We start from the raw sequence: 19,088 nt of genomic DNA, 5'->3' as shown, positions 1-19,088 counted from the left end.
ATATCGTCGCGCAAACGAGAAGCCTCCCTGGGCCGGCCAGATCTTCGGGGTTCGGGCCGCTCGAAAAATATCGAAACCTCATGCGGGTTCGCGGTCGCCGCGGCGTCCGGTCCCTATGAAGATCGCCTTCCTGTTCAACCACGACCAGGTGCACCAGGTCGCCCACAGCCTGCCGATCGCACTCGCGCTCGCGGAGGCGGGAACGGGTGCCGAGATCGTACTGGCCGTAACCAGCGACCGGCTGCGGGCGGAGGTCGTCCGCTACGCCGGGCCCGCAATCAGTCGCGGCGCCATGACGCTCGTCCAGCTTGGCCTGCGACTGCGCACGAGCCGCGCGCTGGCCCGCTTCAGCGAAGGCGTCGTTCCCGCCACCAAATTGCTCGTCTACCGCGACAATCTCGAATTCTTCGGCAGTCTCGACGTGCTCGTCGTCGCGGAAAAGACGTCGCTCGTGCTGAAGAAGCGCTACGGGCTGGAGCGCCTGAAGATCGTCCACACCCGTCATGGTGCCGGGGACCGCGCGATCGGTTTCGATCCGGCCAGCGCGGGTTTCGATCATGTGCTCGTCTCGGGCGCCAAGATCCGCAACCGGCTGGTGGCGGACGCCGGGGTCGATCCGGCGCGGATCAGCATCGTCGGCTATCCCAAGTTCGATCTGGTGCCCGGGCGCGGTGCGATCAACGCGACGATCGACGACGATCGCCCGGTGGTGCTCTACAATCCGCACGTGTCGCCGCATCTCTCGTCCTGGTTCAGGATGGGGCGCGAGGTGCTCGACTGGTTCGTCGAGCATGACGAATATCAGCTGATCTTCGCGCCGCACGTCATGCTGTTCGAGCGGCCGTTCGTGGTCACGATCGACAGGATGCGGATCGATCGGTGCGGTCGGATCGGGGAACGCTATCTGCGCGCACCCAACATCCATATCGATCTCGGCAGCCGCGCCTCCACGACGATGGCCTATACGAACCGGGCCGACATCTATCTCGGTGACGTGTCGAGCCAGGTGTACGAGTTCCTGCTTCGGCCGCGGCCCTGCATCTTCCTCGACGCGCACCGCACCGGGTGGATGGGCGATGCGAATTACCGCCACTGGACAGCGGGCCGGGTGGTCGGCGACGTGCCGGGCATGGCGGCGGCGCTGGACAGCGCCGGAAGCGATCATGCCGCACGCTACCGGCCGGTGCAGGAACGGCTGTTCGCCGACAGCTTCGATCTCGACGACGTGCCTTCCTGCGAGCGCGCGGCGGCCGCCGTCGCCCGCGTCGCGGGCGTGCCCTTCGCGCAGCCCGCCGACTCTCCGGCGCCGCGCGTCGTCAATGCCTGATCCGGGCGCCGGGACGGTCCGGCGGATATACGGCAATCTCGGCAAGCTGCTCGGCGGCAAGGCGGCGGCAGGGATCCTCAGCCTGATCTACATGGCGGTGGCGGCCCGTGCGCTCGGCCCGCGCGATTATGGCGTGCTGGTGCTGGTGCACGGCTTCGCGATGACGGTGGGCGGGATCGTGGAGTTTCCCGGCTGGCACGCCATCGTCCGCTACGGCGCGGAGGCGCGCGCCACCGGTGATGCCCCGCGGCTGGCCCGGCTGCTCCGCTTCGCGGCCGTGGTGGAGGGGGCGGGAGGCGCCTGCGCCGTGCTCGTCGCGGCGGTCCTCGGGCCGCTGCTCGGCGCCCGCCTCGGCTGGAGCCCGGTCGCGCTCGCATTCGCGGTGCCGTACAGTTTCGCGGTCCTTGCCTCGATCCGGGCGACGCCGGCGGGCTTCCTGCAACTCACCGGCCGGTTCGATCTGCTCGGGCTGCACAATATCGTCAGCCCCGTGATCCGTCTGGCGGGCGCGGTCGTCGCGGCGCTGGTGGGCGGGGGGCTGCACGCTTTCCTGATCGCCTGGCTGGTGGCGGCGCTGGCGGAGTGGGCGGCGATGTGGGGCTTCGGCCTGTACGTCGCACGGCAGACGCTCGAAGCCGGCTGGTCGCGTGGCGGCCTCGCGGGCGTACGGCGCGAGAACCGGGCGATCTGGCGCTTCATGCTCGCGGCCAATGCCGACGTGACGCTCGGCGAGCTGGCCGGCCGGCTGGCGCCGCTGGTGATCGGCGCCGTGCTGGGCGCGGCGCCGGCCGGCCTGTTCGCGATCGCGCAGCGCGCGACGACGGTGATCGCGCAGCCGGCGCAGGTGCTGGGCCAGGCCGCCTATGCGGAGCTGGCCCGGCTGGTGGCGGCCGGGGGGCATGGGCGGGCGCTTCGGATGGCGGTGGCACGCTGCCTGGGCGCCGCGCTGGTCGTCGCGGTGCCGCTGGTAGTCGGGCTCATCGTCTTCGGTCGCGAACTGGTCGTCGCGATGGCCGGCGCCGCCTTCGCCGGGGCGGCGGGCGTGCTTGTCTGGCTCGCGCTCGCCCGCGCGATGCTGTTGGTGGCGCCGCCGGTCAGCGCGGCGCTGACGGCGCTCGGGCGACCGGGCCTGTCGGTGGTCTCGAACCTCGGCGCCAATCTCGGCCTGCTGCCTCTCCTTCCGCTGTTGCTGGCGCAGGGCGGGCTCGCGGGGGCCGGGTGGTTCGCACTGGCACAGGCGATCGTCACCGCCGCCTTGCTGATCGCCTGCCTGCTTCACGCCACCCGTGCGACGGTGTCGGCCCGCCGGACAAAGGCCGCGTGATGCGGATCGCCTATGTCATTAACTCCGTGGAGGGCGGCGGTGCGGCCTCTCCGGTGCCTGCGGTCGTCGAACTCCTGCGGGCGCACGGCGCCAACGTCAGGCTGTTCGCGCTGACCCGGCGTGACGGGCGTGCCGTGCCGGCGATGCACGCGATCGGCCTGACGACGATTATCCGCGACGGCGGCGAGAGCGACCATCTCGCGGCGCTCCGATGGCTCGATCGGCAGATCGCCGCGTGGAAGCCGGACCTGATCTGGACGTCGCTGACGCGGGCCACCCTGCTCGGGCAACTGGTTGGGCGCCGGCGCGGCGTGCCGGTGGCGAGCTGGCAGCACGCCGCGTTCCTGAAGCCGGCCAATCGGCGCCTTCTTCGCGCGACGCAGAAGTCCAGCGCGCTGTGGATCGCCGATTCGAGCTGCGTCGCGGATCTCACGGCGGCCCGCCTTGCCGTGCCGCCCGCGCGGCTCGCGACCTGGCCGTTGTTCGCGGCCGACCCGGCGGCCCCTCGGGCCCGGCCGTGGCAGGCCGGCGAGGTCATCCGCATCGGTAGCCTCGGCCGGCTGCATCCGGTGAAGGGCTATGATGTGCTGGTGGGCGCGCTGGCGCGGCTGCGGGCGGAGGGGTTCACGGCAGCCGCCGGTTTCCAGATCGAGATAGGCGGCGACGGCGCCGAAAGGGATCGGCTGGCGGCGATGGCGGCGGCGGCCGACATCACCGCGCTTCGCCTGACCGGTTTCACCGCCCGCCCGCGCGACTTTCTCGCCGGCCTCCATCTTTATGTTCAGCCGTCCCGCTCGGAGGGGCTGTGCATCGCCGCGCACGAGGCGATGCAGGCGGGCCTGCCGGTGATCGCCTCGGCGGTCGGTGAGATGCCGCGAACCATCGTCGAGGGGGTGACGGGGCGCAGCGTGCCGCCTGCCGATCCGCAGGCGCTTGCGGCGGCGCTGCGCGATCTGCTGCTGCGCCCGGGCCGTCTGGCGGCGATCGGGGCGGCGAGCCGGGTGCGCGTTCTCGAACGCTTCGGCCCGGCCGCCTTTGCTTCGGCCGGGGCGGCCGTCGTGGCCCGGCTGCCGGTCAGCCGGCGCGAAGCCGGCGGCGCAGGTCGATCAGCCAGCCGCGTCCCGTTCGATCGACCCGCTTGACGTCGACCAGCGTGACCGCGCCGCACGCCGAAAGTGTGTGCAGCCCCTCCCTGTAGCGGCCCGCGTCCGCCGGCGCGCTGATCGGTGCACCGATGCTCGTTCTCGCGACGGCCGGGTCTAGCCGGTCGAATGTCAGGATGCGGATCGCCGCGCCATAGGTGCCGGTGCCGTCCTGCACCGGCAGGTTCAGTTTGTCGTCCAAGACGAAGGGCGTGCCGCCCGGTCGCCCGCCCGCAAGATCGCTGCGGATCGGATTGCCGGGGTGCGCCGTCCACGGCCCCTCCAGCCGGTCGGCGAAGGCGAGGCGCAGGTCCGCCTGACGGCTCCGCCGGTCCCTGGCGGAGGCATAAGCCAGCCACCAGCGTCCCTCGTGCCGGAACGGCGTCGCATCGACGGCGCCGCCATCGAGCACGATGTGGCTTGCCGGCGCCCAGCGATGCGGGAAGTCCCCGGCGCGGTAGAGCGTCAGCGTGCCCGAACGGTGCGCTTCGGGCAGCATCCAGATCTCGCCGTCCGCCTCGAAAACGCAAGGGTAAGACAGGTGCCACGCTTCGCTCAGAACCTCCTGCCGGTCGATCGGGTGGAGCGCGGCATCGAAGCGCAGGCAAACGATGCGGCCGTGGCGATCGCGATAATCATAGTGCTCCGCGAAGATGTGCAGCACGCCGTCGCGCCACAGCCCGAACGGATCGGCAAGAAAGCTGAAGTCGGGTTCCTCGGGCATCCAGAGCGTGTCGAGCCCGTCGATGCCGCCGCGTGCCACGATCGTTTCGATCGATGCGGGAACGATGCCGATCCGCCAGATGTCGCAGCGCCTGGGCATCAGACGGCGCGCTCCGCCACGAGATTGTCCAGCATCGCCAGCCACGCCGCCGCCGCCGCACCCGCCTCATGCCGCGCAAGGAGGGCCAGCCGGGCCGGCTCATCGACGGCGCCGTCGGCGAGAATGCCGGACAGCGCAGCGGCCAGCGCGGCGGGATCCTCGTCCGCGATGCGGCCGCACGCGGGCTCCGCCACGATCCCGGGGAGCGCCACCGAGCAGGGCGTGGTGACCACCGGCACGCCGGCGGCGATGGCCTCCACGAGGACCGCCGGATAGCCTTCGTAGCGCGAGGTCAGCAGGAAGGCGTGCGCGCGGGCGAGCCACGGCGTGATGTCGGGTACATGGCCGATAAATTCCACGCGTTCGGCGATGCCCAGAGCGGTGGCTTCCCCCTCCAGCGCGGCGCGCTCGGGTCCGTCGCCGAGCATCACCAGCCGTGCCGATGCGTCCTCCAGCGCCGCGAAGGCCCGCAACGCCAGTGAGAAGCGCTTCTGCGCGACCATCCGACCGGCGCACAGCACGAGCGGCGGCCCATCGGGACGGACCGGCGTGCGGGGATCGGCCGACAGGATCGGCTCTGCAAGGGGGACGCAGGCGCGGCCGAGCAGCGCCTCCGCCTCCGCCGCCAGCGCGGGGGACATGGCGATCAGCCGATCGATCCGATGCGTGGCGATGCGCCGCCCGATCCCCGCGATCCGCTTGTCGAAACGATGGTCTGCGCGCAGCAACGGATTGCTGAGCTTTGCCGCCACCGGGCATGGCAGCCGCCCCGCCGCCATGATCACGGGCAGATGGAAATTGCCCGGCACGACCAGCACATCGGGCGGATCGGTGGCTAGCCGGCCACGCAGCCACCGCCCCAGCCGCAATCGCGACAGCGCGCCACGCGGGATCGGCGGATCGGCGGCCACGATTGCGATACCCTGCGCGAGTTCGGCGCGCGCGGGGCCGAGGGCGGATCCGCAGTAGATCGTGACGATGCGGCCCGCGCCGGCCCATGCATTCGCCAGCCGGATCGCGATCCGCTCGGTGCCGCCCGCCGGAAAATCGTGCAGGGCCAGCCCGATCCGGCGTGCCTCAGAAGCGGGCATCGAAGCCGATCCGGATCGTGCGCGGGCGCAGCGGCACCGTCTGGCGGCCGCTCGCCACGTCGAACGGGTTGCCGAGCGCAAAGCGATCGCCACGTGCGTCAAGCAGGTTGGAAAGCGTGGCGGTCACGCCGAACCGCGCGGTGCCGATACGCGCCACTGCGCTCGTGTCGACATAATGGCCCTGCACGATGCCGAGCAACGGCCCAACACCGAGGCGTGAATGCCCGACGTAGCGGAGCGTCGCATCGCCGGGCAGCGTCAGCCGGCCGGACAGCGGCCGATCGAGCATCAGCGAGGCGCGCCCGCCCGCCTTGGCGACGTTGGGCAAGGCGGGGTCGTCCCCCGCCATGAGGAAGGCGGCGGGGCGGGTCAGCCGGCTCTTGTTGACGAACACGGCGGCCTCCCCCCGCACGCCGGCGATCAGGCGGCGGGACAGGGACGCCTCAAGCCCGATGATGCGGCCGGTGCCGACGTTCGCTGTGAAGGGCAGGCCGCCGGCATCGACCAGATCGGCCTGGATATTCTCCCAGTGTGCATAGGAGAGTGTCGTCGTCCCGGCGATGCCGCTGCCCAGCAGATCGGGGAAGCGTGCGCCTGCCTCGATCATCTTCAGGCTGTCGCCGGCGAAGCGCTCGACCGTCGTGCCGTTGGTGCCGGACACCGACAGTCCGCCGGGGCGGAACCCCTCCTGATAACGTGCGAAGAGGGTCGTGCGGTCCGTCAGGCGCCAGGTGAGCGCGATGGAGGGGAGAAGGCTCAGCTCGTTGCGCCGGTTCTCCTTAATGGCGACCGCGATGTCGCTGAGGCCCGCACCCACCAGATGGGCGAAATCGAGCCGGACGCCGCCTGTCGCGACGAGCCGCCCGGCGAGGCGGACACCAGCCTCGACGAATCCGGAGGCATTGGTGGTTTCGTTGCGGACGCCCAGGATACGCGCTGGCGCTGCCGCCGCGCCGAGGTTCCGGGTCAGCCGCTCCTCGTTGTGAAGGGCGCTCACCCCGACGATCCAGCCCACGCCATCCGTGCCGCGCCGCGCGAGGCTGACCTCGCCGGACAGCAGGCGGATGCGGTTGGCTTCCTCGAACAGCGTGAGGGGGCCGTTTGCGGGCGTGAAATCGAAGCGCGAATCGAGATTCTGTGCGACCATTCCCGCCGAGGCGCGGAACGTCGTCGCGCCAAAATCGGTCGTAGCCGCGACGCTGGCAAGGGCATAGTCGTTGTCGAATGGCTGGGCGATGCGGCTGCGGCGGGCGAGCGGGCCGACATCGCGCGTGGCATATTGGCCATCGTCGCTGTTGCTTGCCTGATAGGCGCCGCCCACATCGACCGTCCAGCCGCCGCCCGGCCGGACGCGCATGGTGGCGCGGCCACCGCGCGTGGCGGTGCGGTTGATGTTGGTAAGCCCACGCCCGGGATCGTCGATATAGCCGCCGTCGATCGCGCGGTAGGCAACGACACGCAGACCGACGACATCGGGGACGATCGGCACGTTGACGACGGCAGAGAGATCGCCGCCGTTCGCGCCATGCGCGGTGGCTGCGACGCCGCCCGTGACGGCGACCGCGAAGCTGGCGAGCTGCGGCGCGTTTGGAACGATCCGCAACACGCCGCCCAGCGTCGCGGCGCCGTACAATGTGCCTTGGGGGCCTTCGAGCACCTCGACCGAGCCGATGTCGACCAGCGTCAGGTTCGGGTCCGGCGCACTATAGTTCAGCCGCACGTCGCCGAGATATTCGCCGATCGTCGCCTGGCTGGGCCCATTGAAGCTGGAATCCGCGACGCCGCGGATGAACAGCTTGTTACGGCCCGGCCCGAGCGCGGTCGACTCCACGGTCGGCAGGCGCGCGATGATGGCATCGGTGCCGCTGGCACCTCGGCGCGCCAGTTCCTGGCCATCCAGCAGATAGGCCGTTCCGGGATAATCGCTCAGGACCGTATCGCGCTTGCTGGCGGTTACGATGATGTCCACCGTCGGCGATGATCCGGCGCTGCGCATGTCGGGCGCGTGCAAGCGTGGAGTGACGGGTTTGGCGGGGCGCGCGGCGCGGACGATCCGCCAGCTCGTGGCGTCGATCCGCTCCGCGCGCGCTGGCAGGCCGCGCAGCAGCCGGGCCAGTGCCTGATCGACGGACATCGTACCGCGCAAGCGCCTGACGGGCAGGTTGCTCAGCACAGGATCTACCGTGCCGATCGAGACGCCCGTCTGCCCGCCGAGCGTGGCGATCGCATTACCGAGCGCCCCGGCCGGGATGGATATCGCGATCCGTCGAGCCGCAGCTTCCGCGGGCGACGCAACGGCACAGGCGATCGCGACGGCACAAGCCGCCCGATCAGCGCGTGGCACCGGCCCCCGACGACAGTCGCCAGCCATCGCCGTTGCGCGTGACGTATGTGCCGGTCAGCGCGCCGACGGTGCGGAACAGGCGCGACGGCGCCACCCCGCCGAACATGATGGTCCCGCTGAACGCATGCGCGCCCACATCCGGCCCCACCGTCACGCGTTGTCCTGTAGCGCGCGCGAGATCGGCGGCGACTGTGCTGAGCGGCGTGTTGCGGTAGACCAGGCGGCCCTTGCGCCAAGCCCCGATCGTGGCGGGATCGACCTGCGCGACCTCGACCACGCCGGTGCCGTCCGGATCGTGCAGCGTCCCACCGGCGGCCAGCTTCACTTTCGCGCCATCCGGATCATAGAGCACCGATCCTTCCGCCACGGCCACGTCGGTGGCGTCTGCGCCGCGCAGGACGTTGAAGGTCGTGCCGACATCCTCGATCCGGGTGCCACCGGCCGTGACGACGAACGGGTTCGCCGTATCGTGGACCACGCTGAAGCTCGCCTCGCCATGACCGAGTACGGCCGAGCGCGGGTTCGCGCGATCGAGCAGGAGGCGCGTATCGCCGTTGAGCGCGATCTGCGTGCCGTCAGCGAGCCGCACCGAGCGCTGCTCGCCAGCGGTGGTGGCGATCTCGTACCTGTCGTGGCGCGGCAGGTACGATGGCACGGCGACAGCGGCCACCAGCACGGCCGCCGCAGCGGTGAGCCAGCCCGGATGCCAGCGGCGGCGGGCTGCCGTCACGGGATACGCAGCGTCTGTCTCGGGCACGGCCGCCTCGCGCGGCGCGGCAAGGGCGTCGACCATATCGTGCGCATCAAGCGCCGCCTCATACGCATCGTTATGGCGTGGATCGACCTCCAACCATGCGGTGAACGCGTCCCAGTCACGAAACGAGGCATCACGCGTTCGTGCCACCCATAGGGCAGCCGCGTCGAGCAGGACGGGATCAGCGAGCGACATCTTTGGGTTCCTCGCTGCCAAGACGCCGCCGATCGGGCAACCCCGCATCACCATCCGTGTCGCCGTTGCCGGAGTGCAACCTGACGATCGCGCGGTAGGCACGCTGGAGATGTTTTTCGACCGCGCTCAGGCTGATGCCCTGCTCGGCCGCGATCACCTTCTGGCTGGCGCCGTCGATGCGGAAGCGGCGAAAGATATGGTCCGTCCGTTCGCCGAGTTCGGCCAGGGCCTGCGCCACACGCGCAAGCTCGTCGCGCGCCGACAGGATGCGTTCGGCCGATGGCGCTGACGAAGCCTCGGGGGTTACGCCCGTTTCAGCTTCGGTCCACTGCGTCTCCCGCCGTTCGCGGCGAAGGGTCGCGCGGCGGCGATCATGCATCATATTGTCGGCGATCTTGTAGATATAGGCGAGCGGATCGGCGATCGGCCCGGCCGGTGGCGTCGCCGACAGCTTGAGCCAGAGCTCCTGCAGGAGATCCTCCGCATCCGCCGGTCCGCCGCGCGCGCGGATGAACCGGAGCAGCGCCGCGCGATTGCCCAGTAATACCGCCTCGAGGCCGCCGTCGCTCATCTCACCCGTTTCGTGGCTACGCACGGCCTGACGATAGGCGCCCCGGCGCGTGGCGGCAATCGATCTGGCGAACGCGGGTGTCTGCATCAGAGAGGATGAGTGCCGGTATCGAGTGCGGCAACATCGGCCGGGAGCAGCGTCAGAGCCGCGGCGCCGGCGCTCAGCTGCACGCGACTGAACGGGCCACCGACGAGCGTGGTCGCATCAATGTGGAAGCCGCGGGCGGCGACGGGGGCGCCGGAGGCAAGCGAGACCATCCGGCCGATCAGACGGGTCCGCAGCTCATCGTCACGCACGCGGGTCTGCTCGACAGTGATGGCGCGCCGACGATCATGGCGGCGGCGTTCGATAAGTGGTGGAGGGCCGCGATACGCGACATCGACGAACTGCTCACCGCCTATCGCGCGGCCCGCGTCATCGTTGGCGATGTGTTACAAGAGCAGCGGATCGTCAGCTGGTACGTCGCCGCCGGTGTCCTTGCCCAAATCGCCCCGAATATGGTGGCCGAGATTCTCATCGTCCGAGCCGAACGCCTGTTCGGAAATGCGCAAAGTCGTGGGTGGTAATCTCCAGATCCGAAGCAGCCTAAGACCATAGCGCCCCGACACGGGCCGGGGCCGGTTTTCCGTCACCCGAGACTGCAACGCTGCGTTGATCGTCCTCGACTTCTCCCGGCAGGATCGCCGGGCTCGGAACGGCGGGCCAGATCGACCGCCTTCTTCAGTTCGTCGGCGGTCTGCGCCGGAGTCCACAGCTTTGCCGGGCCGCGCAGCCCGGCCAGCGGCGACTGCACCAGCCGGGAAAACTGGACGCCGTTCAGGCGCTCGCTTATTCCCTTGAAGATCGTCACCGCCTTGGCCGCATCCTGCGGAAAGGCCAGCGACACCGTGGTATCGCCCGGCGAATCCGCCATCGCGCCGATCACCGCCACTCGCTTCTGCGCGCCGGCCACCAGCGGCAAGGCGTTGCCGTCGTTCTTTGAGCAGCACCAGCGAGCGTTCGGCCGCAACCTGTGTCGCGGCGACTACAGCCCGTTACGGCACGCGCCCTCGCTCGCCGCCCACGCGACGGCGTTCGCCAGCGAGCGCCGGACGAGCGGCTCGGCATAGGCGTCGGCCGCATGCCCGAGCGCGGAGTAATAGGCGCGGCCCCGCCCGACGCAGTGGGTCCAGATGATCGGATGGTCGTCACCCATGCGGATGTCGTTACCGAACAGGTCGGTCGGCTGGTAGCTTTTCTCGTCCAGCGTCGCGAGCACGCGATAGCCCCGGGCGCGGACCGAGCGATCGAACGAATACCATTCGTCCGCCCGTGGCCAGGCCGGAGGCAGACCGGCCATCGCCGGGTGTGCAGGGTCGGCGATGCGGATCGTCGCGCGCTGGATCTGCGGGAACATCGTGTGCGAGATGAAATGCGCGCCGATCAGATCGTCTCCGTACCAGCGCCAGCGATAGGTGTGATCGCCACCGGCACCGTGGACCCCAACATAGCCGCCGCCGGCCTCCAGATAGGCCCGGAACGCCTTGCGTTGCGGCAGGGTCAGGACGTCGCCGGACGCGTTGTTCCAGACTACGGCCCGAAAACGCGAAAGCTGTTCCGGGTTGAACACGGCGGCGTTCTCCGTGACGAACACGCCCCATCCGCGCTCGCGCGCGATGTCCCGGAACATCTTGTTCGCCGCGAGGATCGCACGGTCCTCCCGGAAACCGTTCGTCTTCGAGAAGATGAGGATCGCCGGCTCGGGCAGGGCGGCCGGCAGTGCCGGCGGCACGGTCTCATAGACATCGAGGCCGTGATAGACGCGGTAAAGCATCGGCGCGAGCCACATGCCCAACCCGATCAGGACCACCAGCACCACGACCGAGACCCAGAGCAGGACGCGCCGCAGGCGCCGGCCGGCTGATCGGCGTGGCGGGATATCTTGCACCGTCACCGTGCCGCCGCCGGCGGGAGGGTGAACAGGGCGAGGCCCGCGTGTCGCATGTTCGGCTTCCCCCCTGGCGCTAGGCACGCGATCCCGTCGCGCCCCTCTCTGACCGGGCAGGCGTAAGCGAAATGAGCAGAAAGCGAAAGCGGTCGCGACCGGTCGCATCCAGGATCACCTGCGCGCCGGCGATGTCGCTGATGTCGGCGGCGTCGCTAACACCGGTCTAAACACCGGCGTTTGCACCGGTGCTACCTCGATGACCGCGCCTCACCTCTCAAGCGGTCCCTGCCGAAGGGACAGGAGAAGTGCCGTGCTCCCCTGAACTCCGCCAGTCTAAGCTAGGGTTCTTCAAGCGAGGAGTGACGTGACCCCCGTCTTTCATCCAGCGGCAACCAGAGACCGACCGTTGTTGTCGCGCAGGTGCGCGGGTGAAGCAACTGGCGGGGTTAACCCCGCCAGTTGCTGTTCGAGTTCGGCGGCGAACGCTGCCGGGGTGGCGTAGCCAAGCGAGGAGTGCGGCCGCTCGGTGTTGTAGTCGTCGACCCAACGGGCGAGGATCTCCCGGGCCTGGCGAACCGTGAAGAACAGCGTCTCGTTGAGCAGCTCGTCACGCATGCGACCGTTGAAGCTCTCGACGAACCCGTTCTGAGTCGGGTTGCCCGGTGCGATGTAATGCCACTCGACGCCGGCATCACCCGACCAGGCGAGCACCGCGTTCGAGGTGAGCTCGGTCCCGTTGTCGCTGACGATCATCTTCGGCGCACCGCGCTTGGCGATCAGCTCGGCAAGCTCGCGCACCACCCGCTTGCCCGAGATCGACGTATCGAGCACCGCCCGCAAACACTCGCGCGTCACGTCGTCGACGATGTTGAGGATACGGAAACGCCGACCAGTCGCCATCTGATCATGGACAAAGTCCAGGCTCCAGCGCTGGTTGGGAAGCGCCCGCACCGGCGCGGGCGCCCGCGCGCCGACGGCCCGCTTCCGCCCCTTTCGGCGCCTGACCGTCAGTCCCTCCTCGCGGTAGAGCCGCCGGGTCTTCTTGCGGTTGATCGTGATGCCGTCCCGGCGAAGCAGGACGTGCAGCCGTCGATAGCCGAACCGCCGGCGCTGCTGCGCCAGTTCGCAAAGCCGCGACCGCAGGTCGCCATCATCCGCCCGGCACGAGCGATACCGCATGCTCGTGCGATCCGCCCCGACAACCATGCACGCCCGCCGCTCGCTCATCCCCAGCGTTGCCTGGAGATGCGCAACCGCTTGCCGCTTCGCGGCGGGCGTCACCACTTTTTTGACAGCAGGTCTTTCAACCCCGCATTGTCGAGCATCGTGTCCGCGAGCAACCGCTTGAGCCGGGCGTTCTCCTCCTCAAGCGCCCGCAGACGCTTCGCGTCGGATACCTCCAGTCCGCCATACTTGGCCTTCCACGCATAGTATGTCGCGCTCGACATGCCGTGCCTACGGCACAGCTCCGTCACCACCGCACCCGCCTCGGCCTCCTTCAGGATGCCGATGATCTGCTCTTCCGAAAACTGCTTCCGCTTCATCTGTCCGTCCCTTCGAGGGGCCGGACTCTAGCTCCAACTGGAGGAAAAAACGGGGGTCACGTTAGCGGTCGCCAGCAGGGCGGTCGCCACCATTCCCAACCTGATATCTCTCTCGCTGCACTCCATTGATGCGGACGAACGACCGCCGCGAGGCGGCTGAGGAAGGAAAGCGGTGATGTACATCGTGCGCGCCCCATCGTCGGACGGCGCCGCGTCACCGGCGGCGTCGCCCTTCATCATCGAGGCGACGCCGGTCCCTGGTGACCGGATGTTCGAAACCCGCTGTTAGACGAGCGCGGACGCCTTTAGCTAGAGGGCCTGGACATGCGCGCCCGCCACCCGGTCCCAAAGAAGCAACCGGCGGTCTTGCGACCGTTCTAACAGACGAAGCTTCGACGCCTCGGCCCGCCGACCGGCGGGCGACGACTCTGCTACGCGGAGCGTGCCGACATGCCAGGGCGCAATCGCGCGGCGGTCGTGATGCGGTAATGGCGAAGCCGCCATGAGTGGGCGGACGGACATGACGGTGATGCGGACCGCCCCACGTATGCCCAGCTTGAAATCCCGATTCTAGGACCATGGACGCCCCCCCCGTTCAGCTCATCCGGTCGTTCAGGCACTCGACTCCCGCGAACCAGTGCAGCGGCGATAACTGAGCCGATGGTCATTATCTCCCCTCAAGAAGGAACGCGCATACCCGCACGAGCCTGACCTCCGAACGGAATGACCTGCGGGATCTCCTCCGGCATCGAAGCCAAGCACGTCGGGTGCGAAGGCAGGATGATTGACAGCGGGCGGTGGGAAGGGACATTCACCGAGCCCATCCAAGTTCGGCGAGCAATGGAGACTGGCGTGGTTCGTGCCCGACAGATGGCCCCGGCGGAGATCGCTCTGGCGCAGAGCGTATATGCCTCCACCCTGCCATTCGACCGCATCTTCATCACCGACCTCGACCTCGGCGGGGCGGTCACCCTCGCCAGCATGGAGGACAACGCCCCCAGGTTCGACTATGCGATCAACTGGGTGGAGGGTTTCGGCGGGATCGTCGACTTTGCCGCTCGCAGATCAACCCTGATCCACGAACTCTGCCACGCATGGCAGGGAGAGAACGGCGTCTGGCCGACCTTCTACATGGCGCAGTCGATGTGGGCGCAGCTCAGCAGCGGCGTTCGCGACATCTGGAGGAAGCGCGAGTGGAAGGGCTGGGGAAGCCACAGGAGCACCGCCTATCCGTTTCCAGCCGACGCGATCGGCAGGAACTGGGCGACGTTCAACGTCGAGCAGCAGGCGTCGCTAATCGAGAGCTGGTACATGCCGGAGACCGAGCGGGTGGTTGCGATCGGCAAGGGACGACTGCGCATCCATGACTTCGGCCCCGGGGTACACGGTGGCGGCCGCTCCGAGCACGACGCCCGCTTTCCCTACGTGCGCGACGTCATCAGGGCCAGCAACCGCAACGCGGTCTACAAGCCACTGGCGCTGCCCACAGGCGGGGACGCCGTCATCAAGTCCGTGCAGGAGCACCTGGTCGCGCTGGGCTACCTCGAGGCACGCCACGCAGACGGACTGGTGGGACGGGGAAACAGCGCCACTCTCGACGCGGTGGCAGAGTTCCAGCGCCGCAACGGTCTGAAGGTCGACAGGGACCTCGGCGGAGCGAACAGCGAGACGAGGCGGAAGCTCTCAGGCCCAGTTGCCGGGCTGGTGCGGGCGCGATGAAGGAACCGCGCTTCCTCGTGCCAGCCATGGCGGCCGTCCTGCTGCTGACGTCATCCTGTCAGCGAAGCGCGGGTGGCCCCCTCGAACCCGTGCCCTCGGCCGGGATGGAAGCTGGGCCGGATCGATCCGTGACGGTCGTCGAGGGAGACATAAGCGCCAAGGTGACGGCACGATGGTCCTCCACCGGTGAGAATTCCATGAGGATCGCCTACCGGAACGTCGGCCAGGCACCACGAATGATCGCGATCGGCGGGCTGAAAATGAGCCATGCCGCCGGCGAAGCCGCACTGCGCACCGCCGTCGATGCCACCGGCGTCGACCTTACCGATGCGCGTGCGGACAACGATAGGCCCCACGTCATCTTCGCGCTGGAGAACGGGAGCGACAATCCAGCGAAGCTCGATCTCCCTCCCGGAGCATCCCGAGAAATCGACGCCGAACTTACCAGCTTCACCAGCACCGGCTCGGTGAGACCCGGCGACCGGATCGCAGCCACTATCCCGATGGGGAGGCAACCGGTCGACGTCACGTTCGTCGCCCGAAGTCCATGAGGCCATTCAACCGGAGCGCACTAGATCTCAATCACCGGGGAAGTGTGATGCCGTCCGGTGCGGGTCCCCGCAACCATCTGAATTTGCAACTCCCCCGAAGCAACCGCTTCGGGGGAGTTGTGCGTTCCGGGCCACTACATTGCCATTTGTGGGCGACGCGATCTCCATCATCGCGAACAAGTTCCCGTGAAAGCTGCATCTCCCGCCGCTTGCCGCCGCGGGCGCTACCCGGGTGCACAACCCCCTTTTCGACCAGCGCGCGGATCGCCTGCCGGGACGCCGACCCGACGTGCGGCGCTCGATGCGGCCACCACCGCCACTGCGCAGCGCGATGCCGCAGCGGCCGAACTGGCCACTCGCGCCGCGACCCATAGGGCCTAACCGCATCGATGCCTGGCGAGCCGGTGGCTGACCCGGTGCGGCTCACGCCGGTGCTTGCTCGTGCGGAGGTACTGCGGCGGGACGGTGAAGCGCGCGATGCCGCCTTCCGCGAAGACCGCGCCGAACTGCGCCAGATCGAGCGTTCTCTCGACGAGCAGCGCCGCCGTTCGGCTCAGGCGACTGCGGAAGCGGATCGGATTGCCGCAGACTGGCAAGGTGCGATCATCGATGCCGGACTTGACCTTGCCATCGCGACGGCTGACGCCCGCCTTGCCCTTTTCGAGGAATTACGGGCGGATCTCGACGCGATCGCCCTGCCCGACACGCGCATCAATGGCATAGATGCCGATATCGGCCGGTTCGAGGCCGATCTGACCGCGCTTGCGGCGGACGTCGGCGAGACCGCTGAAGGCGATGCCGGGGTGATACTCGCAGCGCTACGTGCCCGACTGGATACGACGCGCGAGGCGCAGCGAAGACTGGCCGATCTCGCCACCCAGCGGGAGCGCCTCCAGCGGGATATCGACGCCGCTTCCGCTGCTCACACTGTCGCGATACAGAGCCTGGCGCCGGCTTATGACGATGCCGGGCTCGTCGCTGGGGACAATCTGGCTGCGGCAGTGGAGGACTCTCGTGCGCTGCGGCGTCTGCGTGAGGAACCGGCGGAGATCGAGCGGCAAGTCACTTCAGCCGGCGATGGCCTCGCTCTACTCGACCTCGTCGCGGACTGGGATGCGGCGAACCCGGACAACGTCGAGCATCGTGCAATGGCGCTCGTCGGCGAACTTGCCGATCTGAGTTCGCAGGTCACTGCGGCAGCCACGATAATTGGCGAGACAAGACTCGCCTTTGCGGCGGTCGAGGGGGAACCTGCTGCTGCGGCCGATGCTGCTCCGTGCAAGCGAATTATTCTCGACGTTGACGTTGGGCCGATATCCCGAACTCCGAGTCGACCTTGACGGAGATAGCCTCCGGCTCGACGGCCTGCGCGATGATGGCAGGACGATTGTCGATGTCGGGGCGATGAGCGAAGGCACCACCGACCAGCTATTCCTCGCGCTGCGCCTTGCAGCCGTGGAGCAATCGGTGGAGGCGGGGGTGCGTCTGCCGTTTCAGGCGGACGATCTGTTCGTGAATTTCGACGATGCGCGCGCCGAGGCCGGGTTTCGCGTGCTCGCTAATCTGGCACGCTCGACGCAGGAGTTGTTCTTCACCCATCATCCGCACCTAGCCACCATCGCCGCCACAGTCGTAGGGGCGGACTGTCACTCGGAATGCACCTTCGATTGACGGCCGCCATCGGTTTCAGGCGGGAACCGCTATCCACAAACTTGCCGTCGAGCGGTCCATCTGCCGATCCCGGAAGTTGCCCTGCTTGCATCCTCGGCAGGTACCCTCGCTGACGGCTGGTTTGGGACAAAGCCGTCATTCAAGTCGCGGGTCGTAAACGACGGCTTCAGCCGAAAGCCGTCGTAGAAAGCTCAGCCACTCCGCGTCGATGTATGGGAAAGGCGCATAGCTAGCGCTCGGCGCCTGTCGCGCGACGGCATAGCGATCGCTTCTCCCGCTTCTAGAAAGCGATAGGTTACCGAAAGAGTATGGGTGACATCGCCCAGCCAAACGATCGATTTCGCTATTGATATCTTCATGGTAGGCGGCTTGCATGACCGCATCCGATCGCGCCGAACAGAATCTGATCCTCCGCTGTCCGGAGCCGCTCAATGCGGAAACGCCCCCCGATAAACTGATCGCGTCTTTCCTCACGCCGCAGGCGAATTTCTACATCCGCAGTCACGGACCTACGCCGGCGCTGGCCGACGATCATCGTATAGCGCTGGACGGCTTGGTCGACCGCCCGCGCTCCTACACGGTTGCCGAACTTCAAACGGCATTTGCGACCCGGACCGTGACCGCGACCATGCAGTGCGCCGGCAATCGTCGGGCACATCTTCATGACGTGGAAAAGACTTCGGGCGATCCCTGGAACGTGGGCGCGATCGGCAATGCGGCGTGGACCGGCGTCGCACTGTGCGACGTGCTCGCCGCAGCTGGCATCCAGGACGGCGCGTCGTTCGTCGGCACTACGGGGGCCGACGACGTGGATGTCGATGGTGAGACGGCGCCGTTCGGTGCCTCGATCTCGATTGCCAAGGCGCTAGGCCGCGTCTGCATTTGGGATTCCATTTAGGCGGCAGTTCTGATTCAAGGCTGGCGAAGGAGCCAGCCGATGAGCAGACGCACGCTGACGGACGAGCAATGGCAGCGGATCGCCGGATATCTGCCCGGTCGGGAAGGAACGCGAGGGCGCAGCGGCGTGGACAACCGGCTGTTCGTGGACGCGATCCTGTGGATGGCGGGGAACGCGGCACGCTGGCGCGACCTGCCGGAGGTATTCGGCAAGTGGACAGGCGTGCATGCACGGTTCCGGCGCTGGTCGCATGCCGGTGTGTGGGAACGGCTTTTCCATAGCCTGGCCGACACGCCGGACTTCGAATACATCCTGATCGACAGCACCATTTCGAAGGCCCATGCCGATGCGAGTGGTGCAAAAGGGGGGCTGAAGCTGCCGCGATCGGCCGCTCCCGCGGTGGCCTGACGACCAAGCTGCATGCCGCTGTCGACGCCATCGGCCTGCCGATCCGGATCCATCCGACGCCTGGACAATGGGGTGATCGTCCGCAAGCCGAGGCGCTGCTGACAGGTCTCAAAGGCGTCGGCCACGTCATCGCCGACGCCGCCTATGATGCCGATCTGCTGCGTGCCTTCATCGCCGATGACCTCGGCGCCACCGCGCACATCAAGGCCAATCCCAGCCGAACGGACCTCATCAAGTGCAGCTGCTGCGGGTCTAATTACACGATCTCCGGCAAGGATTATTACCGGTGCGCCGGGCAGAAGGAACGCGGAACGTGCGGCAACACGGTATCGGCTCGCAAGGCACCGCTCGAGACCGCGGCGCTGGCGATCCTGCAAAGCCACCTGTTGACCGAGGACCATAGCAGGCTTTTCGTCGCCGAATTCCGTCGCGAAGCGGCGTTGCTGGCTAAAGGCGAGGAGCACCGCGATACGGTAGCGGAGGTGCGACTGGCCCAGGTCAAGCTCGAGCTCGGCAACCTGTACCAGAACCCGCTTGCCGGGCTAGCGAGCCCGGTCCTGCAGAATATGATCACCGAGCGCGAGGCCGAGAAGGAAAGGCTCACGACGCGGCTCGCCCTGACAGGAAAGCCACGTCCGACAGCGGATATTTTACCACATCCGGTGCTGCTTGGTAAGCGTGGCCTGAAGACGCGTGTTACGCGGCTTGCGTGATGTTCTGATCCGTTGCGGTGGGCCAGTTCCATGGCATGAGTTCGTCCCAGCGGCTGGCGGGCCAGTCGTGGGCGATCTTCGCGATG

At 68.1% G+C, this 19,088-nt stretch carries 18 protein-coding genes and 2 pseudogenes; 12 read left to right on the top strand and 8 right to left on the bottom strand.

Annotation, left to right across the window (positions count from 1 at the left end; all coding sequences use genetic code 11):
- Nucleotides 1-115 precede the first annotated feature (115 nt).
- The 3 genes from FOY91_RS09780 to FOY91_RS09770 are packed head-to-tail and all read left to right on the top strand — an operon-like array spanning nucleotide 116 to nucleotide 3,793.
- Nucleotides 116-1,327 (top strand): hypothetical protein, encoded by a 1,212-nt coding sequence (locus FOY91_RS09780; protein ID WP_145150724.1) that lies wholly within the window; start codon nucleotides 116-118, stop codon nucleotides 1,325-1,327.
- Nucleotides 1,320-2,651 carry a lipopolysaccharide biosynthesis protein gene (locus tag FOY91_RS09775; protein WP_145150721.1) on the top strand — a complete coding sequence of 444 codons (1,332 nt, stop codon included), beginning with the start codon at nucleotides 1,320-1,322 and terminating at the stop codon, nucleotides 2,649-2,651. Before FOY91_RS09780 ends, FOY91_RS09775 begins: the two co-directional genes overlap by 8 nt.
- Nucleotides 2,651-3,793, top strand: coding sequence for a glycosyltransferase family 4 protein (locus tag FOY91_RS09770; protein ID WP_145150790.1), 1,143 nt, complete (start codon nucleotides 2,651-2,653; stop codon nucleotides 3,791-3,793). The genes FOY91_RS09775 and FOY91_RS09770 overlap by 1 nt, the downstream gene beginning before the upstream one ends.
- Here the strand turns inward: FOY91_RS09770 and FOY91_RS09765 are convergent.
- Genes FOY91_RS09765 through FOY91_RS09745 form a run of 5 tightly spaced genes read right to left on the bottom strand, consistent with a single transcriptional unit; the run spans nucleotide 3,726 to nucleotide 9,571 of the window.
- The gene (locus tag FOY91_RS09765; RefSeq protein ID WP_238995393.1) at nucleotides 3,726-4,616 is read right to left on the bottom strand and encodes a glucosamine inositolphosphorylceramide transferase family protein; all 891 of its coding nucleotides are present in this window, start codon (nucleotides 4,614-4,616) and stop codon (nucleotides 3,726-3,728) included. The genes FOY91_RS09770 and FOY91_RS09765 overlap by 68 nt on opposite strands.
- A complete protein-coding gene (locus FOY91_RS09760; RefSeq protein ID WP_145150716.1) occupies nucleotides 4,616-5,707 on the bottom strand; it encodes a glycosyltransferase in 1,092 nt (363 codons plus the stop codon). The genes FOY91_RS09765 and FOY91_RS09760 overlap by 1 nt, the downstream gene beginning before the upstream one ends.
- Nucleotides 5,694-8,051, bottom strand: a complete 2,358-nt coding sequence (locus FOY91_RS09755; RefSeq protein ID WP_162527194.1) for a TonB-dependent receptor — start codon at nucleotides 8,049-8,051, stop codon at nucleotides 5,694-5,696. The genes FOY91_RS09760 and FOY91_RS09755 overlap by 14 nt, the downstream gene beginning before the upstream one ends.
- On the bottom strand, nucleotides 8,038-9,000 hold the full coding sequence (locus FOY91_RS09750; RefSeq protein WP_162527193.1) for a FecR family protein: 963 nt from the start codon (nucleotides 8,998-9,000) through the stop codon (nucleotides 8,038-8,040). Before FOY91_RS09750 ends, FOY91_RS09755 begins: the two co-directional genes overlap by 14 nt.
- Nucleotides 8,987-9,571, bottom strand: coding sequence for a sigma-70 family RNA polymerase sigma factor (locus FOY91_RS09745; RefSeq protein ID WP_145150708.1), 585 nt, complete (start codon nucleotides 9,569-9,571; stop codon nucleotides 8,987-8,989). The genes FOY91_RS09750 and FOY91_RS09745 overlap by 14 nt, the downstream gene beginning before the upstream one ends.
- 95 nt (nucleotides 9,572-9,666) lie before the next feature.
- On the opposite strand from FOY91_RS09745, the gene FOY91_RS09740 reads away from it, so the two are divergent.
- Nucleotides 9,667-10,137, top strand: a complete 471-nt coding sequence (locus FOY91_RS09740; RefSeq protein ID WP_145150705.1) for a hypothetical protein — start codon at nucleotides 9,667-9,669, stop codon at nucleotides 10,135-10,137.
- 62 nt (nucleotides 10,138-10,199) lie between these two features.
- Here FOY91_RS09740 and FOY91_RS09735 read toward each other — a convergent pair whose 3' ends face one another.
- From FOY91_RS09735 to FOY91_RS09725, 3 genes are all read right to left on the bottom strand, one after another.
- A complete protein-coding gene (locus tag FOY91_RS09735) occupies nucleotides 10,200-10,580 on the bottom strand; it encodes a glycoside hydrolase family 3 protein (RefSeq protein ID WP_145150702.1) in 381 nt (126 codons plus the stop codon).
- A 15-nt stretch (nucleotides 10,581-10,595) separates the two neighbouring features.
- On the bottom strand, nucleotides 10,596-11,504 hold the full coding sequence (locus FOY91_RS09730) for a ThuA domain-containing protein (RefSeq protein ID WP_162527192.1): 909 nt from the start codon (nucleotides 11,502-11,504) through the stop codon (nucleotides 10,596-10,598).
- Nucleotides 11,505-11,876: 372 nt separating this feature from the next.
- Nucleotides 11,877-13,042, bottom strand: a protein-coding gene (locus FOY91_RS09725; protein WP_420822875.1) for an IS3 family transposase whose coding sequence is annotated in 2 segments (ribosomal slippage) — nucleotides 11,877-12,781 and nucleotides 12,781-13,042 — 1,167 coding nt in all. Because the reading frame shifts where the segments join, the coding sequence is not laid out codon by codon here.
- 852 nt (nucleotides 13,043-13,894) lie between these two features.
- On the opposite strand from FOY91_RS09725, the gene FOY91_RS09720 reads away from it, so the two are divergent.
- From FOY91_RS09720 to FOY91_RS21670, 8 genes and pseudogenes are all read left to right on the top strand, one after another.
- The gene (locus FOY91_RS09720) at nucleotides 13,895-14,761 is read left to right on the top strand and encodes a peptidoglycan-binding domain-containing protein (RefSeq protein ID WP_162527191.1); all 867 of its coding nucleotides are present in this window, start codon (nucleotides 13,895-13,897) and stop codon (nucleotides 14,759-14,761) included.
- A gap of 197 nt (nucleotides 14,762-14,958) precedes the next feature.
- The gene (locus FOY91_RS09715; RefSeq protein WP_145150690.1) at nucleotides 14,959-15,312 is read left to right on the top strand and encodes a hypothetical protein; all 354 of its coding nucleotides are present in this window, start codon (nucleotides 14,959-14,961) and stop codon (nucleotides 15,310-15,312) included.
- A gap of 404 nt (nucleotides 15,313-15,716) precedes the next feature.
- Nucleotides 15,717-16,652, top strand: a complete 936-nt coding sequence (locus tag FOY91_RS09710; protein ID WP_145150687.1) for a hypothetical protein — start codon at nucleotides 15,717-15,719, stop codon at nucleotides 16,650-16,652.
- 64 nt (nucleotides 16,653-16,716) lie between these two features.
- On the top strand, nucleotides 16,717-16,983 hold the full coding sequence (locus tag FOY91_RS09705) for an ATP-binding protein (protein ID WP_145150684.1): 267 nt from the start codon (nucleotides 16,717-16,719) through the stop codon (nucleotides 16,981-16,983).
- Between the two features lie 373 nt (nucleotides 16,984-17,356).
- On the top strand, nucleotides 17,357-17,881 hold the full coding sequence (locus FOY91_RS09700; RefSeq protein ID WP_238995391.1) for a molybdopterin-dependent oxidoreductase: 525 nt from the start codon (nucleotides 17,357-17,359) through the stop codon (nucleotides 17,879-17,881).
- A gap of 39 nt (nucleotides 17,882-17,920) precedes the next feature.
- A pseudogene (locus FOY91_RS09695) lies at nucleotides 17,921-18,519 on the top strand (IS5 family transposase); the annotation flags it as partial.
- A pseudogene (locus tag FOY91_RS22805) lies at nucleotides 18,520-18,594 on the top strand (hypothetical protein); the annotation flags it as partial. It lies immediately after the preceding pseudogene.
- 81 nt (nucleotides 18,595-18,675) lie between these two features.
- Complete coding sequence (locus FOY91_RS21670; RefSeq protein WP_162527190.1) at nucleotides 18,676-19,002, top strand: hypothetical protein; 327 nt, start codon at nucleotides 18,676-18,678, stop codon at nucleotides 19,000-19,002.
- Nucleotides 19,003-19,088: the final 86 nt, after the last annotated feature.

It is taken from the genome of Alterirhizorhabdus solaris, from assembly GCF_007785815.1.
GTDB lineage: Bacteria > Pseudomonadota > Alphaproteobacteria > Sphingomonadales > Sphingomonadaceae > Alterirhizorhabdus > Alterirhizorhabdus solaris.
The sequence above is the reverse complement of the archived record's forward strand: the minus strand, read 5'-3'. Positions and strand labels throughout refer to the sequence as shown.

Bases quoted from the DNA above. Each gene is read 5' to 3' on its own strand.
- FOY91_RS09780 (WP_145150724.1), top strand. From the start codon at position 116: ATGAAGATCGCCTTCCTGTTCAACCACGACCAGGTGCACCAGGTCGCC.
- FOY91_RS09775 (WP_145150721.1), top strand. From the start codon at position 1,320: ATGCCTGATCCGGGCGCCGGGACGGTCCGGCGGATATACGGCAATCTC.
- FOY91_RS09770 (WP_145150790.1), top strand. From the start codon at position 2,651: ATGCGGATCGCCTATGTCATTAACTCCGTGGAGGGCGGCGGTGCGGCC.
- FOY91_RS09765 (WP_238995393.1), bottom strand. From the start codon at position 4,616: ATGCCCAGGCGCTGCGACATCTGGCGGATCGGCATCGTTCCCGCATCG.
- FOY91_RS09760 (WP_145150716.1), bottom strand. From the start codon at position 5,707: ATGCCCGCTTCTGAGGCACGCCGGATCGGGCTGGCCCTGCACGATTTT.
- FOY91_RS09750 (WP_162527193.1), bottom strand. From the start codon at position 9,000: ATGTCGCTCGCTGATCCCGTCCTGCTCGACGCGGCTGCCCTATGGGTG.
- FOY91_RS09745 (WP_145150708.1), bottom strand. From the start codon at position 9,571: ATGAGCGACGGCGGCCTCGAGGCGGTATTACTGGGCAATCGCGCGGCG.
- FOY91_RS09740 (WP_145150705.1), top strand. From the start codon at position 9,667: ATGAGTGCCGGTATCGAGTGCGGCAACATCGGCCGGGAGCAGCGTCAG.
- FOY91_RS09715 (WP_145150690.1), top strand. From the start codon at position 14,959: ATGAGGATCGCCTACCGGAACGTCGGCCAGGCACCACGAATGATCGCG.
- FOY91_RS09705 (WP_145150684.1), top strand. From the start codon at position 16,717: ATGAGCGAAGGCACCACCGACCAGCTATTCCTCGCGCTGCGCCTTGCA.
- FOY91_RS09700 (WP_238995391.1), top strand. From the start codon at position 17,357: ATGACCGCATCCGATCGCGCCGAACAGAATCTGATCCTCCGCTGTCCG.